Genomic DNA, 20565 nt, shown 5'->3' with positions numbered 1-20565 from the left:
AAGGATAGCATGAAGGAGAACCCTTTGGTTTTCTTCTATCTATTTTTTATCTTATTGCATCTCTTCTGGGTCTCGTGAGCAGCATCCCTGTCACTTCAGAGGTTTTCTGAAGCTGTTTAGCGGATAAAATTGAAAAAAAGAGAACGAAGTTCGTCCTCTCAATCCTGTATTCATTTCTTCTTAAAATTTATTCTATAACAAATTTACTTAAAATACCATTGATAAACTTGCTTGATTTTTCATCTGAGAATTTTTTAGATAGCTCAATTGCTTCATTGATTGCGACTAGTTGAGGTGTATCAAACTCTGTCATCTCAAACAATCCCAAGCGAAGAATATTTTTTTCTACCAATGTAAGACGTTCCAAAGTCCAACCTTCTTTTAGGTACTGGCTAAGCTTGTCATCCAACTCGTTTTTAGACTGTTCAACACCCGTGACGAGGTTCAATAAAAAGGCTGGAATTTCCACATCAGAATCGTTTGTCATATCTTTATCATAGAGATATGCAAAACGACACGCTTCTACAATGTCTTTTTCATATTCCAAACTCATTAATGCTTGAAATGCACGTTCACGTAGTTCTCTTCTTGCTTCCAGTTGTACATCAGTCATTGAGGAAATCCTCATCGAACAAATCTTTTAAATCTGGTTTTGGTGTTTTTTCAGGCACAATACCCGCTACATGGATGTTTACTGCGGATAATTCAACTTCTGCCATATCAGAAACAGCACTTTTAACAGCTTTTTGAATAGCAACAGCTACTGCTGGAACCCCTACACCGTATTCTAAGTATAAATAAATGTCAACAGTTACTTCACCGTCACTGGCGGTATGAAGATAGACGCCACGTCCTAAAGAGCGTTTTGCAAGGCTGTCAGACATGCTTTTATTTGCGAAAGAGTAAACACCGTCCACTTTAGCCGTTGCAATGGCAATAATTTTTTCTAAGACACGCGGTGCGATAACGATTTCGCCTAATTGTTCAGTTGCCATAACTTGTCCTTTCTTAAGACACAAAGACATTCAAGGAAAGGAGTCTGCACAATATTTGTCAGGCTCTCAGTCTGAATTTGATAGTAATTTAAGAACTTCTAGTTCTTAGCATAAATTATGCACGAGAAATGTAAGTTCCTTCTTGCGTATTGATAATCAATTTTTGTCCAACTTCGATAAAGTCCGGTACGTTGACCACAAGACCTGTTTCAAGAGTAGCTGGCTTACCAGAACCTGTCACCGTTGCTCCTTTAATAGAAGGTTGTGTATCTGTTACGACTAATTCTACAGTCGTTGGAACTGTAACACCGATAACTTCGCTTCCGTAAAATTGAATTTTCACTTCTGAATTTTCAAGAATAAATTTCAATTCTTGTTCTACATTCGCTACTGGGATTTCATATTGTTCAAATGACTCTGTATCCATGAAATAAGCTGTGTCATCCATTTGGTACAAGTATTGTGCTGGGCGCGTTTCAATAATTGCTTGTTCAAATTTTTCTTCAGGGCGGTAAGTTGTGTCAAAAGTTGAACCTGTGCGTACATCCCGTAATTTCATACGCATAACAGTATTCCCTTTACCTGGTTTATGGTGGCTTGCTTCAAGGACACGAATCAATTTTCCGTCCGTTGTTTCAAACGTCATACCAGCTTTCAGCTTACTTGCTTCAATCATTATTATTACCTCTTTTAAAATAGATTTCTCTTTATTTTATCACAAACATTGACAATTCTCAAATAACAATTAACTCTTTCGGTGCAAGCGTTAAAAGCTCACAGCCTGTGTCTGTGATGAGAATGTCATCTTCGATCCGCACACCGTATTTTCCGTCCAAATAAATACCTGGCTCATCTGTTAAGACCATACCTGTTTCAATCGGCTCAGAGGACTTACCAAAGTAAGGGATTTCATGAATATCAAGACCAATTCCATGCCCAATCCCATGAGTAAAATAAGTTCCGTAACCCGCATCATTGATGCTCTGACGTGGAATCCGATCAAAGTCAATACGACTAACTCCAGCCTTGGCTTGATCAATCAAAGCCTTGTTGGCACGCAAGACAATATCATAAATCTCACACTCCTCATCCGTCACATGACCGACATGAATAGTTCGCGTCATATCGCTGACGTAATGCTTGTAGTAGCAACCAAAATCCATGGTCAACGTCTCACCAGTCTGGATTACCTTCTCACTGGCAACCCCATGCGGCATGGCAGAGCGGTAACCTGATGCAATAATAAAGTCAAAAGAGGCTCCTGACGCGCCAAGTTGCCGCATGCGAGCATCTAAAAAGTTCATAACTGCCAACTCAGTTGTCTCACCTGGTTTGATAAAGTCTAATACATCTAGAAAGGCTTGGTCAGAAATTTGACAAGCTTTTCGAATCGTGGCAATTTCTCCTTCATCTTTAATCATGCGTAGATTCTCGATGAAACTGCTCATAGGTATCAGTTCATAGGCTGCAAATACGCTTTTCAGCATTTTGAAGTAGGCATAGGACACTTGATCATCAAAGCCAATTTTTTCTAATTTATCGTCCCCAATGATTTTAGCGATTTCTCCCAAAGCATCACGCGTTTCAATAATATCAAATCCTTTGACCACACCTTTGGCAATCAAGGTATAGCGGGAATCTGTCAAAAAAATCCGTCGTGTTTTGCTAATGAAAACTGTCGCTTCTGTTCCGCTAAAACCCGTTAGATAGTAAATATTCTTCAGATTGGTTACTAAAACAGCATCACACTCTGTCTGTTTTAAGGCTACTTCAAATTTTTCAACTCTTGATAACATGAGAAAACCTCCGTAAAATGATTCAATTTATTATAGCAAAAAAATACCGAAAATAATACAATCTATATAGTTAGGATTAGATGAAATTGATATTTGAAAGCGCTAAATGTATAATTTTTGTTAAACAAGAAAGAATGAGGTAACGATATGAATAAAACAGAATTACTGTTACAAAGACTAGATGAGATTGGTCAGTCTCTAAAAGATTCGAAACAAGCACTAGCTTTGCTGGCACTTGGTTCTTGCGGAACAGAAAGAGAACGATTGGATCAGTACTCAGATTTAGACTTCTTTGTTATTGGAAAAGATGGCTACAAGCAGACCTATATCCAAGACCTAACCTGGTTAAGTAAGCTAGAACCAATTGCATTTCACTACCAAAATACAGTGGACGGACATAAAGTTCTATTTGAAGATGATGTTTTTTGTGAATTTGCTGTCTTTGAAGCTCATGAACTAGTAAACATTCCCTTTACTGAAGGCAAGATTATCTGGAAGGAGGTCGGTTTTGATGAAACAATCTGTCAGCCACAAAGACTGCCATCAAAAGAAAACAGAGACCGTGAATGGCTGTTGGGAGAAATTTCATGTAATCTATATTTAGGGCTAGGTCGCTATCAGCGAGGCGAAAAATTAGCTGCTTATGATTTCATCCAAAACAGATCCGTCAAGCTTTGGACTGAACTAATCAGTTTGGAAGCAACTTCTAAATCTAATTTTATAGATGTCTTTAATACCAACAGACGATTTGAAGAAGGTTATCCAAAGGAAGCCAAGCAATTGCCTCACTTTTTGCAAGGTTACGAACGCATTTCTGAGTCTGCTCAAGCACTCCTAGAATATCTGGATAAACACTATTCTCTTAACCCATTTATAAAAGAAAAAATTCGTAATTTATTATAAAAAAGACTCTGCCTAAAAAAGCAGAGTCTTTTAAATCTTATTTTAACTTTCCTTTTAGATACTGGCCAGTATAGCTAGCAGAGTTTGTAGCTACTTCTTCTGGTGTGCCAGTTGCAATAATAGTACCTCCACCAATACCACCTTCTGGTCCAAGGTCAATAATGTAATCGGCTGTCTTAATAACGTCCAAATTATGTTCGATGACGAGAACCGTGTTGCCATCGTCTACAAAACGTGATAGCACTTGGAGAAGTTTCGCAATATCCTCCGTGTGCAGACCTGTAGTTGGTTCATCCAGAATATAGAAAGACTTACCTGTTGAGCGCTTGTGAAGTTCGCTGGCTAGTTTCATCCGCTGAGCCTCCCCACCAGAAAGAGTTGTGGCTGGTTGTCCTAACGTTACATATCCTAGTCCTACGTCTTTAATCGTTTGTAATTTGCGCTCGATTTTTGGAATATGTTTGAAGAATTCGACTGCGTCATTGACTGTCATATCCAAAACTTGTGCGATATTCTTATCCTTATAATGCACTTCCAGAGTTTCACTATTGTAGCGAGTGCCGTGACAAACTTCACAAGGAACGTAGACATCTGGTAGAAAATGCATCTCAATTTTGATAATCCCGTCTCCAGAGCAGGCTTCACAACGTCCACCCTTGACATTGAAACTAAAGCGCCCCTTTTTATAACCGCGAATTTTGGCTTCATTGGTCTTGGCAAAAAGGTCACGAATATCATCGAAAACCCCAGTATAAGTAGCAGGATTGGAGCGAGGAGTCCGTCCAATCGGGCTTTGGTCAATATCAATCAAACGATCGATATGCTCAATGCCTGAAATCTTTTTAAATTTCCCCGGTTTATCTGAATTTCTATTGAGCTTTTGCGCAATCGCCTTTTTCAAAATCGAATTAACCAGAGTAGACTTTCCGGAACCAGAAACACCTGTCACAGCAATGAATTTTCCTAGAGGGAAACGAGCTGTGATATTTTGCAAATTGTGCTCTTGCGCACCTGTGATTTCAATAAAGCGCCCATTTCCAACTCGGCGTTCTAGCGGAACTTCAATCTTGCGTTTACCTGACAAGTATTGACCTGTAATGGATTTTTTGTTTTTCGCAACTTGATCAGGAGTGCCTGCCGCAACAATTTCACCACCAAAAACACCTGCTCCAGGCCCAACATCAATCAACCAATCAGCCTCGCGCATGGTGTCCTCGTCATGTTCAACTACGATGAGAGTATTGCCCAAATCACGCATTTTTTTGAGACTGGCAATCAAGCGATTGTTATCCCGCTGGTGTAGACCAATAGAGGGCTCATCCAAGATATAAAGAACACCACTAAGGTTGGAACCAATTTGAGTTGCCAAGCGAATCCGCTGACTCTCACCACCCGACAATGTTCCCGCAGAACGAGATAGTGTCAAGTAATTAAGTCCGACATTATTAAGAAATGTCAAGCGATCTCGGATTTCTTTGATAATCGGCGTTGCAATGGTCACCTCATTTTCAGTCAATGTCAGATGAGAAATCAATTCTAAATGATCCGCAATAGACAAATCAGACACTTGACCAATATTGAGACCATTCTCACCACCTACTTTAACAGACAAAGCTTGCGGATTCAGCCGATAACCTTGACAACTTGCACAGGTCAGCTCATTCATATAGGTTCGCATCTGGGTACGAGTGAAATCACTATTAGTCTCATGGTAGCGACGGTTTATATTGGTTACCACTCCTTCAAAAGGAATGTCGATATCTCGCACGCCACCGAATTCATTTTCATAATGAAAATGAAATTCTCGTCCTTCAGAACCAAAGAAGATTAGTTGTTGTTCATCTTCGGTCAATTCCTCAAATGGCTTATCCATATCGATACCAAATTCCGTCATTGCCTGTTCTAGCATTTGAGGATAATAATTTGAAGAAATAGGATTCCATGGAGCTAAGGCGCCTTCCCGCAAGGTTTTACTACTGTCAGGAACCACCATATCCAAGTCTACTTCCAGTTTCACACCCAGACCGTCACAATCAGGACAAGAGCCAAATGGTGCATTAAAAGAAAAGAGACGAGGCTCCAACTCAGGTACCGTAAAGCCACAGACTGGACAAGCATAATGCTCGGAAAAGAGTAATTCCTTGCCATCCATCGTGTCAATTACCACATAACCGTCTGCAATTCTTAAGGCTGCTTCAATCGAATCAAATAACCGACTGCGTACACCGTCCTTAATAACAATCCGGTCTACCACTACTTCGATATCGTGCTTTTTTGTTTTAGAAAGCTCTGGAACTTCTGTGACATCATAAATATCTCCGTCCACACGCATACGTACGTATCCGTCTTTTTGAATTTTCTCAAAAATTGTCTTGTGTTGCCCTTTTTTCTTGCGAACAATGGGCGCTAGAATTTGCAACCGCTGACGTTCGGGTAATTCCAAAACTTGATTGACGATTTGTTCTACAGAAGAAGCTTTAATGGCTCCATGCCCATTGATACAATATGGAGTTCCCACACGCGCATAGAGCAAACGGAGGTAATCATTGATTTCTGTAGCTGTTCCGACTGTTGACCGCGGATTCTTGCTGGTCGTTTTTTGATCAATAGAAATGGCTGGACTAAGTCCGTCAATTGAGTCCACGTCTGGTTTTTCCATATTGCCCAAAAATTGGCGGGCATAGGCAGACAAACTTTCTACATAGCGACGTTGCCCCTCTGCATAGAGAGTGTCAAAAGCTAAGCTAGATTTGCCTGAACCAGACAAACCAGTCACGACAACCAACTTGTCTCGCGGAATTGTGACATCAATATTTTTTAAATTATGAGCTCGTGCTCCATGAATGATAATTTTATCCTGCATTCTTACCACACTTTATTTTAAACTTCTTTTTATTATAACAAAATTTTCTACAATCTTTTACCCAAAAACTCGGAATTTTATAGTATAATAGTACGGTGTGCAAATAACTGAAGGAGGAAAACATGAAACAAGTCTTTCTATCAACAACAACTGAACTTAAAGAAATTGATACGCTTGAGTCGGGGACTTGGATCAATTTAGTCAACCCTTCTCAAAGTGAGTCTACTGAAATTGCCAACGCCTTTGACATTGATATTACGGACTTACGAGCACCCCTTGACGCAGAGGAAATGTCTCGTGTTACCATCGAAGATGAATATACCTTGATTATTGTGGATGTTCCAATTACAGAGGAGCGAAATAATCAGACTTACTATGTAACCATCCCTCTAGGGATTATTATTACCGAAGAGGCGATTATTACCACCTGTTTGGAAAAACTCCCTTTATTGGATATTTTTATCAATCGACGACTGCGTAATTTCTATACTTTCATGCGTTCGCGCTTTATTTTCCAAATTCTTTACCGCAATGCCGAGCTTTATCTGACAGCGTTACGCTCTATTGACCGCAAGAGTGAGCAGATTGAAAGTCAACTGCACAAGTCCACTCGCAATGAAGAATTGATTGAACTCATGGAGCTTGAAAAAACGATTGTCTATTTCAAAGCTTCCTTGAAAACCAATGAGCGCGTGATTAAAAAATTGACCAGCGCTACAAGCAATATTAAGAAATATTTGGAAGATGAGGACTTGCTGGAAGATACACTCATCGAGACCCAGCAGGCGATTGAGATGGCAGATATTTATGGAAATATCTTGCACAGCATGACCGATACGTTTGCTTCTATCATTTCAAATAATCAAAATAACATCATGAAAGCTCTAGCTTTAGTGACGATTGTCATGTCCATTCCAACTATGATTTTTTCAGCCTATGGAATGAACTTCAAAAACAATGACTTACCGCTCAACGGGGAACCTCACGCTTTTTGGATTATTATTTTTATCGCCTTTGCGATAAGTGTTTCCCTGACTGTTTACCTTATTCACAAAAAATTATTCTAATTAAAAGGAGATCTTATGACACAAGTTTCTTTGGATAAATTAAGCAAAAAGAATCAAGAATTTGTCCGTATCGCAACTCACCAACTCATCAAAGACGGAAAAACAGACGAAGAAATCAAAGCCTTGCTAGAGGAGATTATCCCAACAATCCTTGAAAATCAAGCAAAAGGCATCACCGCTCGCGGACTTTATGGAGCACCAACTGTTTGGGCAGCAAATTTCTCAGAAGCAAAACAAAAAGAAGCTCAAACTATCAAAGAAAATACCAATCCGTATCTCATGATTATGGATGCTTTCTTATTTGTCTTTAGTTTGTTTGCTATTTTAAATAGTAGTGTTAACTTATTCTCCAAAAATCCTAGCAATTATGGCGTTGTGACGATTGTACTTGGTAGCGCGGTGGGGGCACTCGTATTTTACGGAATGTACTACTTTATTTACCGTTTTTATTATGCTGACCAAGACCAAAGTCAAAAACCACCATTTTTCAAATCGCTTCTTATCATTTCAGCTGCTACGATTTTGTGGGCTGTTGTTCTTTACGGAACAACCTTCCTGTTGCCAGCAGTTTTAAATCCAAAACTGCCGAACTTATTTATCCTTGTGTTCGGTGGTGGAACGTTGGCACTGCGTTTCTATCTCAAAAAGAAATTCAATATCCGCAGTGCTTTAACCGCACCAAAACAACTTTAGTCATATTTTTATTAAAACATCCGCTTGTTTCAACAAGTGGATGTTTTGAATAAGATCTGATAAATATTTTTAGTAACCGTTTCAAACAATTTTGAGCATAAGAAAAGCAACCTATTTAGTTGCTGATTGAGTTTTAAAAAATGAGCATGATTTTATGAAATTCATGCTCATTTTTATATTTTAGTCTTCGTTTACGAAAGGCATCAAAGCCATTACGCGAGCGCGTTTGATAGCTGTTGTTACTTTACGTTGGTTTTTAGCTGAAGTTCCTGTTACACGACGAGGAAGGATTTTCCCACGTTCTGAAACGAAACGGCTAAGAAGCTCAGTATCTTTGTAATCAACATATTCAATCTTGTTTGCTGCGATGTAATCAACTTTTTTACGGCGTTTAAATCCGCCACGACGTTGTTGAGCCATGTTCTTTCTCCTTTATATATTTATTCTGTTTGTCCATTAAAATGGTAGATCGTCATCTGAGATATCCATTGGATTGGTATTCCCAAATGGATTTTCATCACGAGAAAAGTTAGGTACTTGGTTAACAGAAGTTGAGTTCCCAAAATTGGAAGATGAATTTCCGAAGTTATTAGAAGTATAGCTACCAGAAGATTGACCTTCACGGCTGGCACGGCTTTCTAACAATTGGAAATTATCAGCTACCACTTCTGTCACATAGACACGTTGACCTTGCTGATTTTCGTAGTTACGTGTCTGAATACGACCAGTAATTCCGATGAGTGCTCCTTTTTTAGCCCAATTTGCAAGATTTTCTGCCTGCTGACGCCAAATCACAACGTTGATAAAATCTGCTTCTCTCTCGCCACTTTGATTTTTAAAGTTGCGATTGACAGCAAGAGTAAAAGTTGCGACCGCCTGATTTTGCGGAGTATAGCGAAGTTCGGCATCTCGGGTCATACGACCCACAAGTACAACGTTATTTATCATAGTAACCCTTCTTATGCGTCAAGTTTGACGATCATGTGACGAAGAATGTCAGCGTTGATTTTTGAAAGACGGTCAAATTCATTCAAAGCGACAGCATCTTCAGCTTCAACGTTCACGATGTGGTAAAGTCCTTCACGGAAATCTTGGATTTCGTATGCAAGACGACGTTTTTCCCAGTCTTTTGATTCAACAACAGTTGCACCGTTGTCAGTCAAGATAGAGTCAAAGCGTGCTACCAAAGCGTTTTTTGCTTCTTCTTCAATGTTTGGACGAATAATATAAAGAATTTCGTATTTAGCCATTGATTTTTCCTCCTTTTGGTCTAATGACCCCCAGACATTGCAAGGGGTAAGTGAGGTTTTCTCACGAATAACTATTATACTAAATATTCTGGGAAATAGCAAGAAAAATTCGATTTTTGTTTTTGTAAAAAGCACAGTTTTTTCCTATACTCCATTACCCATTCCACTTCAAAACCTTAAAAAAAGCTGATATCAGTTAGTTTTAAGCTATGCTCTATATACTGTTGTGTAAATTTTCTATCACTTTTCTAAGAAAGGAGTAAACGCATGAACTATTTAGTCATTCCTGCTTACAAACCTGACCTTCATCTTATTCATTTGTTGCAAAAGGTGAAGGAAAAGAGCTCGCTGCAAATCATCGTGGTAAATGACGGCAGTCCAGCTAACGATGATTCCATTTTTCGAGAAGCACAGAAATATGCTACTATTCTATGCCATACAACAAATCAAGGGAAAGGGCAAGCGCTGAAAACAGCTTTTTCTTATATTGATTCCTTAGGTCAATATGGGGCAGTGGTCACAGCTGATGCAGACGGTCAACACAAACTTTGGGATATTTTCCGAGTGAGCAAAAAGGCTCAAGAAAACCCTAATCGGTTGATTTTGGGAACTCGATCTTTTTCTGGCAACATTCCTTTACGTTCGGCTTTTGGAAATAAATTAACACGATTTCTGTTTAAGCAACAGACTGGTGTTTCCGTGACAGACACCCAAACAGGACTTCGCGGATTTACAACCAACATGATTCCATTTATGTTGAAGGTTGAAGGGCAGCGTTATGAATATGAAATGAATATGTTACTAGCTGCTTCCAAAGAATACCCTATCATTGAAGTTCCAATTGAGACGGTTTATATCAATGACAATCAAGCTTCTCACTTTAGACCGGTACGAGATGGGCTTATGATTTATAAAGATATGTTTAAATTTGCTCTTTCTTCAATTAGTAGTTTTTTGGTTGACTATATCGTCTATGCGCTAGCCCTTTTGGTGCTTGCTGCGGTACCAACTAGTCTCAAAATTTTACTGGCAAACGGAGTGGCTCGTGTCACGAGCTCGATTTTCAATTATTCCGCAAATAAAAAACTGGTCTTTAAAAATAAAGACAGTGTCGCCAAAACAGGGACTGGTTATTTCGGTTTAGCCTTGGGCCTGTTTATCCTTGACACCCTTTTGATTAGACTCTTTTATGCCATCTTCGGTCTCAATTTGCTGATTGTTAAAATCATTGTCGGAGCGTTGCTCTTTTGCCTATCTTGGCTCGTGCAAAAAAAAAATTATTTTCAAGGAAAGGACTCATACCTTATTATGAAATTATTTAAAAAATCCTATGCTTATGCCAGTCTCTTTGGTATTTTGCTAACAGGATCATTTACCTATTCAATGCTAAAAACCTTTGTCTTGTCAGAGTCTATTACAACTGTAAAATCTTCTTCAAGCTCGACAAGTACAACTGCTGCTAAAGCCACAACAAATGCTACAACGACTGATACAAGCTATAAAGACGATAATATTTCAGTAAAGATTACTACAAAAACCGTCAGCAACACGAAAGTGTACATTGCAGATATTACGGTCAGCTCGCCTGAATATCTCAAAACCGCTCTAGCGCAAAATACTTATGGAAATAACGTGACTGCTAAGACTTCTGTCACAGCAGCCAATAACAACGCCATTCTTGCTATCAACGGAGACTACTACGGAGCCAACACGACTGGCTATGTCATCCGTAACGGTGTTGTCTATCGAAATACCGTACGAGAAGATGCTAGCAACAGTGACTTAGCAATTTATAAAGACGGGAGCTTCGGAATTGTTTACGAAAATGATGTTTCTGCTGATGACTTGGTTAAAAAAGGTGTTGTAAACCTTCTCGCTTTTGGTCCAACTTTGGTTGAAAACGGTAAGATTGCTGTTTCAAGCAATTCGGAAGTGGGGCAATCCATGTCTTCCAATCCGCGTACAGCTATTGGAATGATTGACAAAAATCACTATATTATCGTTGTATCAGACGGTCGAACTTCAGAAAGCGCGGGACTTTCTCTCTATGAACTCGCAGAAGTTATGAAATCTTACGGGGTAAAAACAGCTTATAACCTTGACGGAGGAGGATCGTCTACTCTTTACTTCAATGGTAAGGTCATCAATAAACCAACAACAAACGGAACAATTTCAGAAAGGGCGGTGAGTGACATTGTCTACATCGGTTACTAAAGCAAGCAAGAAACGGTTCAAAAAGACAGCCGTTGTCTATGCCTTAATCACAATATTTTTCTTCATTTTTAGTCGTATTTACGAGCACTTCAGCTTTGGTGAGACTTCAGTTTATATGCATTATCTCTTTGGAGTGCCACTAATAGGAGGAGTGGTGCTTCTGATTTTCCAAAAAATGATTCCTAATCTTTCACGGCTCAGTCTCAATCTTTGGAATTCTGCGGTTGCAACCATTGCTACTGGCGTTCTCTTTCGTGGCATTGTCAACCTGTCTGGACGCTCCACCACAATGGACCTCCCCTACTGGTACGTAGGAGTAGGACTTGCTGGATTAGCCCTACTCTCCATGATCTTCACCAGAAGCGTGTGGGTGACAGAAGAATAGCTTTTATAATATTGCAGATCTCGAAAAATTCTTCGAGATTTTTCGTAAAATACTTGAGCTCAGGATAGTTTACTAATGCAATCACCTACAGAAAAAGGAAATTTGAGAAATTACATATAAAAAGAAAGAAAATGATGGTTTTGGTCATCATTTTCTTTCTTTTATTCAACTATTAAACAGTCACTCTATGCTATTTTCTCTATAAGAGATTAAGCGATAATAAGTAAGTTGCCGTTACAAGTCATAGACCGTTTTAGCCAATGGGTCAATAACTTGTCGAAGCAGAAACTGGTCGTTTTCATATTGGTAATGACAAATGGCACAGTTACTGAAATAAATATTAGGATCAGGCAAATAGCCTACTTTTAGATAAAAAGCCCACATAGCGCCACCGTGACTGACGACCAATGTTGGATTCTCAACAGCAGGCGTTTTTTTCATGACTTCTGTCAGAGAGGTCAGCATGCGTTCTCCTACTTGAGCCACGTCTTCACCCCCATAAGGCACGTATAAATCTTCAAAAGACACCGCACCAGCTCGAAACTTAGGCTGCAATCTTTCTGGCTGAGCTTCAAAAAGTCCAAAATTCCACTCTTTCACCCCCTTGAGACGGGTGTAATCTGTTCGACCAGTCACAATTTCCAAGGTATCAGAAGCCCTCTCTTGAGTGGAAGAGTAGATACCGCCAAATTCAATGCCATTTTTCTCGAAAAAAGCTCGCGCTTGCTTGGCTTGCTCTATACCTAAATCAGTCAGCGGTGAATCACACACTCCCTGCACCAAGCCCTCTTGATTGAAAAAAGTCTGTCCATGCCGCATCAAATATAAATCTTTCATTTACGCTTCCTCCCAGCCGCTAAAATCGTGACCAATCACTTCTTCTAGGTAAAATTGGTCATGTTCAAAAGTAAACTTCAAAATACCACAATTTGTCATGTGACCCAACTCATCCAGTTGCCAATTATCTTTCCAAGCACGAGCAAAATTAGCCATAGCACCACCGTGAGATACCATGAGAACAGACTTGCCTTTCGTTTCTTGCATGAGCTGTAGGATGGTTGCAGCCGTGCGCTCTCGAACTTGGTCTTGAGATTCGCCACCATAGGTCACAAAAAAATCTTCATATGGCAAAGGAGGATTGAGGTCTTCACTTTCTCCTTCAAAGGTTCCAAAATTCCATTCCTTGAGGCCTTTAACTCGCTGATAAGGAAGACTACCATTTGTAACAATTTCTAAAGTATCGCAAGCTCGCTCAGATGTTGAGCTGTAAGCCGCATCAAACGTAATTGCTGCATTTTTAAAATATTGCCCAGCCACCTGAGCCTGATACACTCCTAAGTCCGTCAAAGGGGCGTCACACCAACCTCCGATGCCGCTTATTGAATAAAGTTTGCCCGTGTCGCATCAAATAAAGTGTTTTTGTCATAAAATATTCCTCTAAAGAAGTTCTAATTTTTCAAAGGCATTGTAGAGACCGTCCTCGGCCACATCATCTGTCACCATATCCGCCATGGCTAATATTTCTGGGCCGCCATTGCCCATAGAAACCCCAATTTGACAATATTCCAACATCGGAATGTCAATCTTGGCATCTCCAAAAGCAATTGTATCTTCTTTTTTTGCCCCCAAATGCTCTAGCAGTACATCAATCGCATGTGCCTTCGTAATATCCTTAACTCCTAGATCGCCAAAGAGAGCTTCCTCTCCACGACCACCCCATGTACCAGCCTTGAGCTCTGGAAAAGCTTCCTTAGAGTCCAAGTGATCCTGATAAGAAGTGAGAATAAAGCTGATTTTATTCAGATCATCTCGGTAAAGCTCGCCACCAAAGACCATGCCGTGCATCACATCTTCAACCTCTTGATGTTCAACTTCCGCATCTGTTTTGCCTTTTTTCTTGGCATAAAGTTTCATGACCGGACGCGCTGCGTCACGAAAATGTTCACTAGCAAAGAGACCGTTGTTACTTTCTAAATAAAATTCCAATCCTCTCTCATGCAACCAGTCTACAACTCTCTTTTCCACTTCTAAAGGAATCAGCTGATGTATAATAACCTGGCCTTCATGCTCCACATAAGAACCATTTCCGCCAATCATACCGTCCAGACCAATATCCCAGATTTCCTGAGGCATTTCCGCCTTACTACGTCCCGTACAGACATAGATCAGATGCCCATTTCCCCGCGCCTGACGAATAGCCTGAATAGCAGATTCTGGAATGCGATTGTCATAATCCACCAAAGTTCCGTCTACATCTAAAAAGATAATTTTTCTGCTCATCTGTTGACCTTTCTATTCTTCTAAGGCTGCTACCCCGTTTGTTTCAATCACTTTCTGGTACCAGAAGAAGGAATCCTTGCGGGAGCGGTCATAACTTCCATTTCCTTCATCATCTGCATCCACATAGATAAATCCATAGCGCTTGCTCATCTCAGAAGTGGAAGCAGAAACCAAGTCAATACAGCCCCAAGGCGTGTAACCCATAAGCTCCACTCCGTCCTCAATCGCTTCGTACATTTGCTTAATATGCGCCTTGAGATAATCGATTCGATAGTTGTCATGAATAGCACCATCTGCTTCTATCTTATCCAACGCTCCCAGACCATTTTCCACGATGAAAAGTGGCACTTGATAGCGGTCATAGAGCTTATTGAGGGTAATGCGCAGACCCACTGGGTCAATTTGCCAACCCCAATCAGAGGCTTCTAGATAAGGATTTTTCTCTCCCATTGAGAAATTACCGGCAGTCTTTTCACCAGATACTTCCTCTTGAGCGCGTACCATAGAGGACATATAATAACTAAAGGACATGAAATCAACTGGGTATTGTGCTAGAAGCTCCAAGTCACCATCTTCTATCTGCAATTCAATACCATTTTGTTTGAAAAAGCGTTGAGCATAACTTGGGTATTTCCCTCTGACTTGTACATCCGAGAAGAAAAGATTTTCATGATCTTTCTGAATCTCCTCCATGACATCCAAAGGATTGCAGGTAGCCGCATAAGCTTGCATACGAGCAAGCATCATACCGACTTTGAAGTCTGGGTTGATTTCTCGCGCTGCTTTGACTGCTAAACTGCTAGCTACAAACTGGTGATGTGCTGCTTGATACAAGTCTTGGAAATTTTGTTTCCCGTCTTCAAAAAACAGTCCGCCGCCAATATAGCCAGAAATGCCCATAATATTGATTTCATTAAACGTCAGCCAATATTTCACCTTATTTTTATAACGTTCAAAAACTGTCCGCACATAGCGCTCGAAAAAGCCAATAACTCGGCGATCCTTCCAGCCACCGTACTCTAATGCCAAATGAATCGGTGTCTCATAGTGTGACAACGTCACCAAAGGTTCAATGCCATATTTATTGAGTTCATCAAAAACTGCGTCATAGAAAGCCAAGCCTTCTTCATTAGGCTGGGTTTCATCTCCCTTGGGAAAAATCCGGCTCCAAGCAATAGACAGACGGAAAGTCTTGAAGCCCATTTCCGCAAAGAGGGCGATGTCTTCCTTGTAACGATGATAAAAGTCAGAGCCCCAGCGCTTAGGGTAGAGTCCTTCCTTGTCATTAAGAGCAGCTTCTACTTTTGCTTTGGTCATGGGCGCAGAGAAACCTTCTAAATTTTGACGTTCTTCAGGTCGCACTGCTTTAGCTGTACCAGATGTAGCCGGACCACGCCCACCTAAATTTCAGCCACCTTCATACTGATTGGCAGCAGTCGCACCACCCCATAAAAAGCCCTTCGGAAACCGTTTTTCTGTCATTTCATTCACCTCATTCTTTGATCACTTCTATTATACTCTTTTTTGAAACCCTTTTCTTGTAGAATAGTCAGAGATAATGATACTATTCTTTCATTATTTAATATTTCCTATCTATCAGAAAACCAAAAAGAGCGCATTTTCAGCACTCTTTCAAGGTTTCTAGCTGCAACTGCAGAACAACAAAGGTCAGAACATCCTGTTCCCAAAACAAATCAGGACATGCTTACTTATCAAAAAATGTATGCGTCGCTTGATAAATTCGATGAGCAGTATCGGAATTGTTCATCGTATATAAATGAACGCCTGCCACATCTTGAGTGACTAAGTCAACAATTTGGTCAATCGCATAAGCTAATCCTGCTGCTCTGAGCGACTCTGGATCGTGTTCATATTTATCTAGAATAGAGCAAAATTTTCGTGGTAAATAAATGTTTTCACAGGTTTTGAGCAAACGAAGAACCTGATTTCTGTTTAAAATCGGCATAATCCCTGCATGGATGGGCACTTCAATCCCTGCTAAGATACATTTATCTTGAAAATCGTAAAAGCTCTCATTATCAAAGAAAAGTTGTGTTAAAAGACTGGAACAGCCGGCATCCACCTTCTTTTTGAGATTTTGGATATCTGAGATTTGATTGGGCGAGTCCGGATGCCCTTCTGGATAGCAAGCACCAATAATTTCAAAATGCGGTGCCTGTTCCTTAATATACTCAATCAAATCCGTCGCATAGGTAAAATCTTTCTTTGGCTCCATATTTGGAAAAATATCTCCTCGAAGCGCCAATACTTTATGAACACCTACCTTATCAAGTGCTGTCAGAGTTTCTGTAACCATTTCCTTAGTCAGATAAACCGCAGGCAGGTGAGCAATGGTCGGGATGTGCAGGTCATTGTGGATAAAGTCCGCCAGACGCACCGTCGTTTCTTCAATATTGAACTTATTATTACTCGCTGTAACACTGATGAAATGAGGCACCAGATCCTGCATTTCCTTCAGGGCCACCATAATCTTTTCATTGCCTACTGCTGGATTGGGAGGAAATACTTCAAAAGAGAGAGACGGACTTGGGCTAGACATGTTTTACAATTCCTTTACTAATACTCAATGAAAATCAAAATTAGACGCGAAAGCGAGGCGAGGTTGCAGATAAAGCAAACCTAGTTTGCATCAAAAGTACTGGAGTTACATAAGAGAAAAGCTTCGCTTTCTCTATTTGCAACCTCTCACAGTCTCCCAGACAGTTTTTGACAGGAACTGCATTCCTTTTATCCGCAACTTTCAACAGTCCACTGGACTGTTGAAACTGGCAAAGTATCATGTTGATTTTCGACGAGTATAAGACAGCAAGGGCAGGGGCAGGTCCACCCTTCTGTCAGCTCTTATTTTTTGATTAAAGTTTTTCACGCGCTGCCTTGGCTGCCTCTACCAGGCGGACCAGGCTGGCCTTGGTTTCAGTAATACCACGCGTTTTCAGGCCGCAGTCAGGATTGATCCAGAGCTTGCGGCTCGGCACCTTGGTCAGGATGGCTTCGATGGTGTGGTCGATTTCCTCTTCATTTGGTACACGAGGAGAGTGGATATCGTAAACTCCAGGTCCCACTTCTGTCTGGAAGTTCTTGGCCTTGAGCTCATCCAGGATTTCCAGGTTGGAGCGGCTGGCCTCAAAGGAGATAACATCCGCATCCATGTTGTCAATGGCCGGGATGATATCGGTAAACTCTGAGTAGCACATGTGGGTATGGATCTGCGTATCCGGTGCAACGGTAGAGTGGACCAGACGGAAGGCCGGAATAGCCCAGTCCAGATAATCTTCATACCAGTCGCTGCGACGGAGCGGCAGCTTTTCACGCAGGGCAGCTTCATCGATTTGGATAATCTTAACGCCGGCAGCTTCCAGGTCCAGAACTTCGTCCTTGATGGCCAGAGCAATCTGCAGGGTAGAGTCCTTGATGGAAATATCTTCCCGTGGGAAGGACCAGTTGAGGATAGTTACAGGTCCCGTCAGCATTCCCTTAACCGGCTTGTCAGTCCGGCTTTGAGCATAGCTGGACCATTTAACAGTAATCGGGTTGAGGCGGGTTACATCGCCCCAGATAATCGGCGGTTTCACCCCACGCATACCGTAGGACTGCACCCAACCGTTCTTGGAGAAGAGGTAGCCGGACAGGTTTTGACCGAAGTATTCTACCATGTCATTACGCTCAAATTCCCCGTGAACCAGAACATCAAAACCAACTTCTTCCTGCCACTTGATCCATTCGTCAACCTGCTCAGCCAGGAACTTGTCATAGTCTTCCTGGGACAGTTCTCCCTTGCGGAAGGCCAGGCGCTTGGCCCGAACTTCCTTGGTCTGAGGGAAGGAACCGATGGTTGTCGTCGGAAGGGCCGGCAGTTTGAAGGCTTCTTTCTGAATGGCTTCGCGTTCTGCGAAGGTCGGCAGACGAGTATAGTCTGCATCTGTCAATCCAGCGATACGAGTTGCCAATTCAGCATTTTGACCGACACGCTCTGTCGCAAAGAGTTCCTTATTGGCAGCCAGGGCTTCTGCTCCGCCACCATTGCGGATGGCATCTAGGTCCCGAAGCTCATTCAACTTCTCAGCCGCAAAGGCAAAGTGCTTGAGGATAGCTTCTTCAAAGTCTTCATTGGCTGTGGTGAAAGGTACATGCAGGAGGGAGCAAGAGCTGGTCAGCACAAGCTTTTCAGCCGGAACCTGCTCCAGGACAGCCAGGCTCTTTTCATAATTATTGCACCAGATATTCTTACCGTTGACAATCCCGACATAGAGGGTCTTGTCGGCCGGGAAGCCGGACTTGACCAGCTCCAGGGTTTTCTTGCCTTCGACGAAGTCCAGACCGATAGCGTCTACCGGCAGTTCGATCAAATCAGAGTAGATATCCCGAACATCGCCGAAGTAGGTCTGAATCAGGACTTCCAGTCCCTTCTTGTCAGCCAGGAGTTTCCTGTAGAGATCAAGGAAGAGGACCCTCTCTTCGGCGGACAGGTCCTTGACCAGGCTTGGCTCATCCAGCTGGATGCGCTCAGCTCCTAGGTCGGCCAATTTGGCAAAGACTTCCTGATAGACCTTGGCCATGGCAGCCACAAACTGGGCAGCCTCTACCCCTTCTTCAAAGTCGGACAGCTGCAGAAGGGTAAAGGGACCTACCAGGACCGGACGGGTATCCAGGCCCAGTTCCTTGGCTTCCTGGTATTCGTCAAAAATCTTGTGACCGGCCAGTTTGACCTGGGTGTCTTTTTCAAACTTTGGAACGATGTAATGGTAGTTGGTGTTAAACCATTTTTTCATGGGCAGGGCACGGACGTCCCCTTTTTCCCCTTGGTAGCCGCGGGCCAGGGAAAAATAACGCTCCAAATCAGACAGGTCCAAGACCTGAACAGAGGACGGCACTACGTTAAAGAGGAAGGCAGCATCCAAAACGTTATCATAATGAGAAAAATCGTTGGACGGCACTTCAGTAATCCCGTGCTCTTTGACGATATTCCAGTGCTTGGCGCGCAGGTCCTTGGCAGCAGTCAGGAGCTCTTGAGCTGAAATTTCATTCCTAAAGTATTTTTCAGTAGTGAATTTTAATTCGCGGAATTCTCCCAAACGCGGGAAGCCAATAATCGTAGTTGACATAGTCATCCTCCAAAATTTCTTGTTGACACTATCTTAACAGAAAATCTAAGCTCTGTATAATTGGAATTTCTAGGAGTTTGCTATAGTTAAAAACTATGGCAAGATTCTAAATATATATTAAGCGTTGATTTCATCGCGTGTCGTTTAACATTTTATGATTTGATATAGTTTAAGGCTATAGCAGCCGTATGCATCAAAATTTTTGAAAATCCTTTGCTTGCTATTTTTGAAAATAGATGTTAGAATAGCAACATAATAAAAAGAAAAGAACATTTGGGGTGCTGAGGCTGAGATTATACCCATGGAACCTGATGCAGTTAATGCTGCCGCAGGGAAATGTATAAGAAAGACCAAACCGTTCTAATCATTTATGTGATTAGATTTTATTTTGTCGTGCCAAAACTCCTCATCTGCTCTGTTAGAAGGAGTTTTTTTATGTTTGAAAAATGGAGTTTACGAGATGTTATCCTCTTAGCTCTTTTGGCTATTCTTTTTGGTGGGATTTTTGTCGGTTCAGGTTTTCTTTACAACATTTTGACAGCTATTTTAGCACCAGCAGGTTTGGAGCCTTTCGCCAATGAAGTCTTGTTTGGTCTTTGGTGTATGGCAGCTCCTATGTCAGCTATGCTCATTCACAAAGCTGGTAGCGCCACGATTGGAGAAGTGCTTGCAGCCCTCGCAGAGATACTATATGGCAGCCAATTTGGCATGAGCACGTTGATTTCTGGGCTCATTCAAGGTTTTGGTAGCGAGCTTGGGTTTGCTGCGACGCGATACAAACGCTACGACTGGCTAGCTCTGACTTATAGCGCCATTGGTACGACCCTTTTGAGCTTTACCTATGAATATTTCAAAATTGGTTACTACGCTTTCAAACCCGGTTTTGTCTTAGCATTGCTTATTGTTCGCTTCTTCTCTGTATTCTTTTTCTGCGCCGTTCTAGTCAAAATTATTATGAATCTTTACGACAAGATTAACCAAGCTGCTGGTAAATAA

18 protein-coding genes, 3 pseudogenes and 1 riboswitch are annotated in these 20565 nt (G+C 41.4%); of the genes and pseudogenes, 7 read left to right on the top strand and 14 right to left on the bottom strand.

Annotated elements, in window-relative coordinates:
- Nucleotides 1-187: 187 nt before the first annotated feature.
- The 4 genes from nusB to HMPREF3249_RS06950 form a co-directional block, all read right to left on the bottom strand.
- Entirely contained in the window at nt 188-613 is a 426-nt protein-coding gene (gene nusB, locus HMPREF3249_RS06965; RefSeq protein ID WP_003039673.1) for a transcription antitermination factor NusB, read from the bottom strand.
- Nucleotides 606-995, bottom strand: a complete 390-nt coding sequence (locus HMPREF3249_RS06960; RefSeq protein ID WP_003037725.1) for an Asp23/Gls24 family envelope stress response protein — start codon at nt 993-995, stop codon at nt 606-608. The genes nusB and HMPREF3249_RS06960 overlap by 8 nt, the downstream gene beginning before the upstream one ends.
- A 115-nt stretch (nt 996-1110) precedes the next feature.
- The gene (gene efp, locus HMPREF3249_RS06955; protein ID WP_003037772.1) at nt 1111-1671 is read right to left on the bottom strand and encodes an elongation factor P; all 561 of its coding nucleotides are present in this window, start codon (nt 1669-1671) and stop codon (nt 1111-1113) included.
- A gap of 58 nt (nt 1672-1729) precedes the next feature.
- Entirely contained in the window at nt 1730-2791 is a 1062-nt protein-coding gene (locus HMPREF3249_RS06950) for a M24 family metallopeptidase (protein ID WP_059221512.1), read from the bottom strand.
- 147 nt (nt 2792-2938) lie between these two features.
- On the opposite strand from HMPREF3249_RS06950, the gene HMPREF3249_RS06945 reads away from it, so the two are divergent.
- On the top strand, nt 2939-3694 hold the full coding sequence (locus tag HMPREF3249_RS06945) for a hypothetical protein (protein WP_003039601.1): 756 nt from the start codon (nt 2939-2941) through the stop codon (nt 3692-3694).
- A 37-nt stretch (nt 3695-3731) separates the two neighbouring features.
- On the opposite strand, the gene uvrA is transcribed toward HMPREF3249_RS06945, so the two are convergent.
- Nucleotides 3732-6557, bottom strand: a complete 2826-nt coding sequence (gene uvrA, locus HMPREF3249_RS06940) for an excinuclease ABC subunit UvrA (RefSeq protein WP_059221514.1) — start codon at nt 6555-6557, stop codon at nt 3732-3734.
- Nucleotides 6558-6679: 122 nt separating this feature from the next.
- Here uvrA and HMPREF3249_RS06935 point away from each other — a divergent pair, with 122 nt between their 5' ends.
- Both HMPREF3249_RS06935 and HMPREF3249_RS06930 read left to right on the top strand, forming a co-directional pair.
- Nucleotides 6680-7624 carry a magnesium transporter CorA family protein gene (locus HMPREF3249_RS06935; RefSeq protein WP_003026319.1) on the top strand — a complete coding sequence of 315 codons (945 nt, stop codon included), beginning with the start codon at nt 6680-6682 and terminating at the stop codon, nt 7622-7624.
- Between the two features lie 15 nt (nt 7625-7639).
- Nucleotides 7640-8317 carry a DUF1129 domain-containing protein gene (locus HMPREF3249_RS06930; protein WP_059221516.1) on the top strand — a complete coding sequence of 226 codons (678 nt, stop codon included), beginning with the start codon at nt 7640-7642 and terminating at the stop codon, nt 8315-8317.
- Nucleotides 8318-8497: 180 nt separating this feature from the next.
- On the opposite strand, the gene rpsR is transcribed toward HMPREF3249_RS06930, so the two are convergent.
- Genes rpsR through rpsF form a run of 3 tightly spaced genes read right to left on the bottom strand, consistent with a single transcriptional unit; the run spans nt 8498 to nt 9567 of the window.
- Nucleotides 8498-8737: a 30S ribosomal protein S18 gene (rpsR, locus tag HMPREF3249_RS06925; RefSeq protein WP_000068664.1), complete on the bottom strand. Its 240-nt coding sequence runs from the start codon at nt 8735-8737 to the stop codon at nt 8498-8500.
- A gap of 36 nt (nt 8738-8773) precedes the next feature.
- Nucleotides 8774-9265, bottom strand: a complete 492-nt coding sequence (locus tag HMPREF3249_RS06920) for a single-stranded DNA-binding protein (protein WP_003039831.1) — start codon at nt 9263-9265, stop codon at nt 8774-8776.
- Between the two features lie 11 nt (nt 9266-9276).
- Nucleotides 9277-9567: a 30S ribosomal protein S6 gene (gene rpsF, locus HMPREF3249_RS06915; protein WP_003026325.1), complete on the bottom strand. Its 291-nt coding sequence runs from the start codon at nt 9565-9567 to the stop codon at nt 9277-9279.
- 267 nt (nt 9568-9834) lie between these two features.
- Between rpsF and HMPREF3249_RS09715 the strand changes: the two are divergent.
- The 3 genes and pseudogenes from HMPREF3249_RS09715 to HMPREF3249_RS06900 all read left to right on the top strand — a co-directional run bounded on the left by HMPREF3249_RS09715 (nt 9835) and on the right by HMPREF3249_RS06900 (nt 12166).
- Nucleotides 9835-10879 (top strand): annotated as a pseudogene (locus HMPREF3249_RS09715) (GtrA family protein).
- Complete coding sequence (locus HMPREF3249_RS09710; RefSeq protein WP_049533363.1) at nt 10876-11781, top strand: phosphodiester glycosidase family protein; 906 nt, start codon at nt 10876-10878, stop codon at nt 11779-11781. The pseudogene HMPREF3249_RS09715 and the gene HMPREF3249_RS09710 overlap by 4 nt, the downstream one beginning before the upstream one ends.
- Nucleotides 11756-12166 (top strand): hypothetical protein, encoded by a 411-nt coding sequence (locus tag HMPREF3249_RS06900; protein WP_049533362.1) that lies wholly within the window; start codon nt 11756-11758, stop codon nt 12164-12166. Before HMPREF3249_RS09710 ends, HMPREF3249_RS06900 begins: the two co-directional genes overlap by 26 nt.
- A gap of 234 nt (nt 12167-12400) precedes the next feature.
- Here the strand turns inward: HMPREF3249_RS06900 and HMPREF3249_RS06895 are convergent, their stop codons facing one another.
- The 6 genes and pseudogenes from HMPREF3249_RS06895 to metE form a co-directional block, all read right to left on the bottom strand.
- On the bottom strand, nt 12401-13003 hold the full coding sequence (locus HMPREF3249_RS06895; RefSeq protein ID WP_003030549.1) for a histidine phosphatase family protein: 603 nt from the start codon (nt 13001-13003) through the stop codon (nt 12401-12403).
- A pseudogene (locus HMPREF3249_RS06890) lies at nt 13004-13592 on the bottom strand (histidine phosphatase family protein).
- 11 nt (nt 13593-13603) lie between these two features.
- Complete coding sequence (locus HMPREF3249_RS06885; protein WP_059221518.1) at nt 13604-14446, bottom strand: Cof-type HAD-IIB family hydrolase; 843 nt, start codon at nt 14444-14446, stop codon at nt 13604-13606.
- 12 nt (nt 14447-14458) lie between these two features.
- Nucleotides 14459-15928, bottom strand: a pseudogene (locus tag HMPREF3249_RS06880) (glycoside hydrolase family 1 protein).
- Between the two features lie 223 nt (nt 15929-16151).
- Nucleotides 16152-17006: a methylenetetrahydrofolate reductase [NAD(P)H] gene (gene metF, locus HMPREF3249_RS06875; protein ID WP_059221519.1), complete on the bottom strand. Its 855-nt coding sequence runs from the start codon at nt 17004-17006 to the stop codon at nt 16152-16154.
- A gap of 313 nt (nt 17007-17319) precedes the next feature.
- The gene (gene metE / locus HMPREF3249_RS06870) at nt 17320-19569 is read right to left on the bottom strand and encodes a 5-methyltetrahydropteroyltriglutamate--homocysteine S-methyltransferase (RefSeq protein WP_059221521.1); all 2250 of its coding nucleotides are present in this window, start codon (nt 19567-19569) and stop codon (nt 17320-17322) included.
- 264 nt (nt 19570-19833) lie between these two features.
- Nucleotides 19834-19921, top strand: a riboswitch (TPP riboswitch).
- Nucleotides 19922-20004: 83 nt separating this feature from the next.
- Between metE and HMPREF3249_RS06865 the strand changes: the two genes are divergently transcribed.
- Nucleotides 20005-20565 (top strand): ECF transporter S component, encoded by a 561-nt coding sequence (locus HMPREF3249_RS06865; RefSeq protein ID WP_003039723.1) that lies wholly within the window; start codon nt 20005-20007, stop codon nt 20563-20565.

Origin of the sequence: Streptococcus sp. HMSC36C04 (genome assembly GCF_001839535.1) — a bacterium.
Classification (GTDB): domain Bacteria; phylum Bacillota; class Bacilli; order Lactobacillales; family Streptococcaceae; genus Streptococcus; species Streptococcus hominis.
Note: the sequence above shows the minus strand (reverse complement) of the source record. Positions and strands in the feature narration are given on the sequence as shown.

Excerpts from the sequence above, each read along its gene's own strand:
- nusB (WP_003039673.1), bottom strand. The coding sequence starts at position 613 with ATGACTGATGTACAACTGGAAGCAAGAAGAGAACTACGTGAACGTGCA.
- HMPREF3249_RS06960 (WP_003037725.1), bottom strand. The coding sequence starts at position 995 with ATGGCAACTGAACAATTAGGCGAAATCGTTATCGCACCGCGTGTCTTA.
- efp (WP_003037772.1), bottom strand. The coding sequence starts at position 1,671 with ATGATTGAAGCAAGTAAGCTGAAAGCTGGTATGACGTTTGAAACAACG.
- HMPREF3249_RS06950 (WP_059221512.1), bottom strand. The coding sequence starts at position 2,791 with ATGTTATCAAGAGTTGAAAAATTTGAAGTAGCCTTAAAACAGACAGAG.
- HMPREF3249_RS06945 (WP_003039601.1), top strand. The coding sequence starts at position 2,939 with ATGAATAAAACAGAATTACTGTTACAAAGACTAGATGAGATTGGTCAG.
- uvrA (WP_059221514.1), bottom strand. The coding sequence starts at position 6,557 with ATGCAGGATAAAATTATCATTCATGGAGCACGAGCTCATAATTTAAAA.
- HMPREF3249_RS06935 (WP_003026319.1), top strand. The coding sequence starts at position 6,680 with ATGAAACAAGTCTTTCTATCAACAACAACTGAACTTAAAGAAATTGAT.
- HMPREF3249_RS06930 (WP_059221516.1), top strand. The coding sequence starts at position 7,640 with ATGACACAAGTTTCTTTGGATAAATTAAGCAAAAAGAATCAAGAATTT.
- rpsR (WP_000068664.1), bottom strand. The coding sequence starts at position 8,737 with ATGGCTCAACAACGTCGTGGCGGATTTAAACGCCGTAAAAAAGTTGAT.
- HMPREF3249_RS06920 (WP_003039831.1), bottom strand. The coding sequence starts at position 9,265 with ATGATAAATAACGTTGTACTTGTGGGTCGTATGACCCGAGATGCCGAA.
- rpsF (WP_003026325.1), bottom strand. The coding sequence starts at position 9,567 with ATGGCTAAATACGAAATTCTTTATATTATTCGTCCAAACATTGAAGAA.
- HMPREF3249_RS09710 (WP_049533363.1), top strand. The coding sequence starts at position 10,876 with ATGAAATTATTTAAAAAATCCTATGCTTATGCCAGTCTCTTTGGTATT.
- HMPREF3249_RS06895 (WP_003030549.1), bottom strand. The coding sequence starts at position 13,003 with ATGAAAGATTTATATTTGATGCGGCATGGACAGACTTTTTTCAATCAA.
- HMPREF3249_RS06885 (WP_059221518.1), bottom strand. The coding sequence starts at position 14,446 with ATGAGCAGAAAAATTATCTTTTTAGATGTAGACGGAACTTTGGTGGAT.
- metF (WP_059221519.1), bottom strand. The coding sequence starts at position 17,006 with ATGTCTAGCCCAAGTCCGTCTCTCTCTTTTGAAGTATTTCCTCCCAAT.
- metE (WP_059221521.1), bottom strand. The coding sequence starts at position 19,569 with ATGTCAACTACGATTATTGGCTTCCCGCGTTTGGGAGAATTCCGCGAA.
- HMPREF3249_RS06865 (WP_003039723.1), top strand. The coding sequence starts at position 20,005 with ATGTTTGAAAAATGGAGTTTACGAGATGTTATCCTCTTAGCTCTTTTG.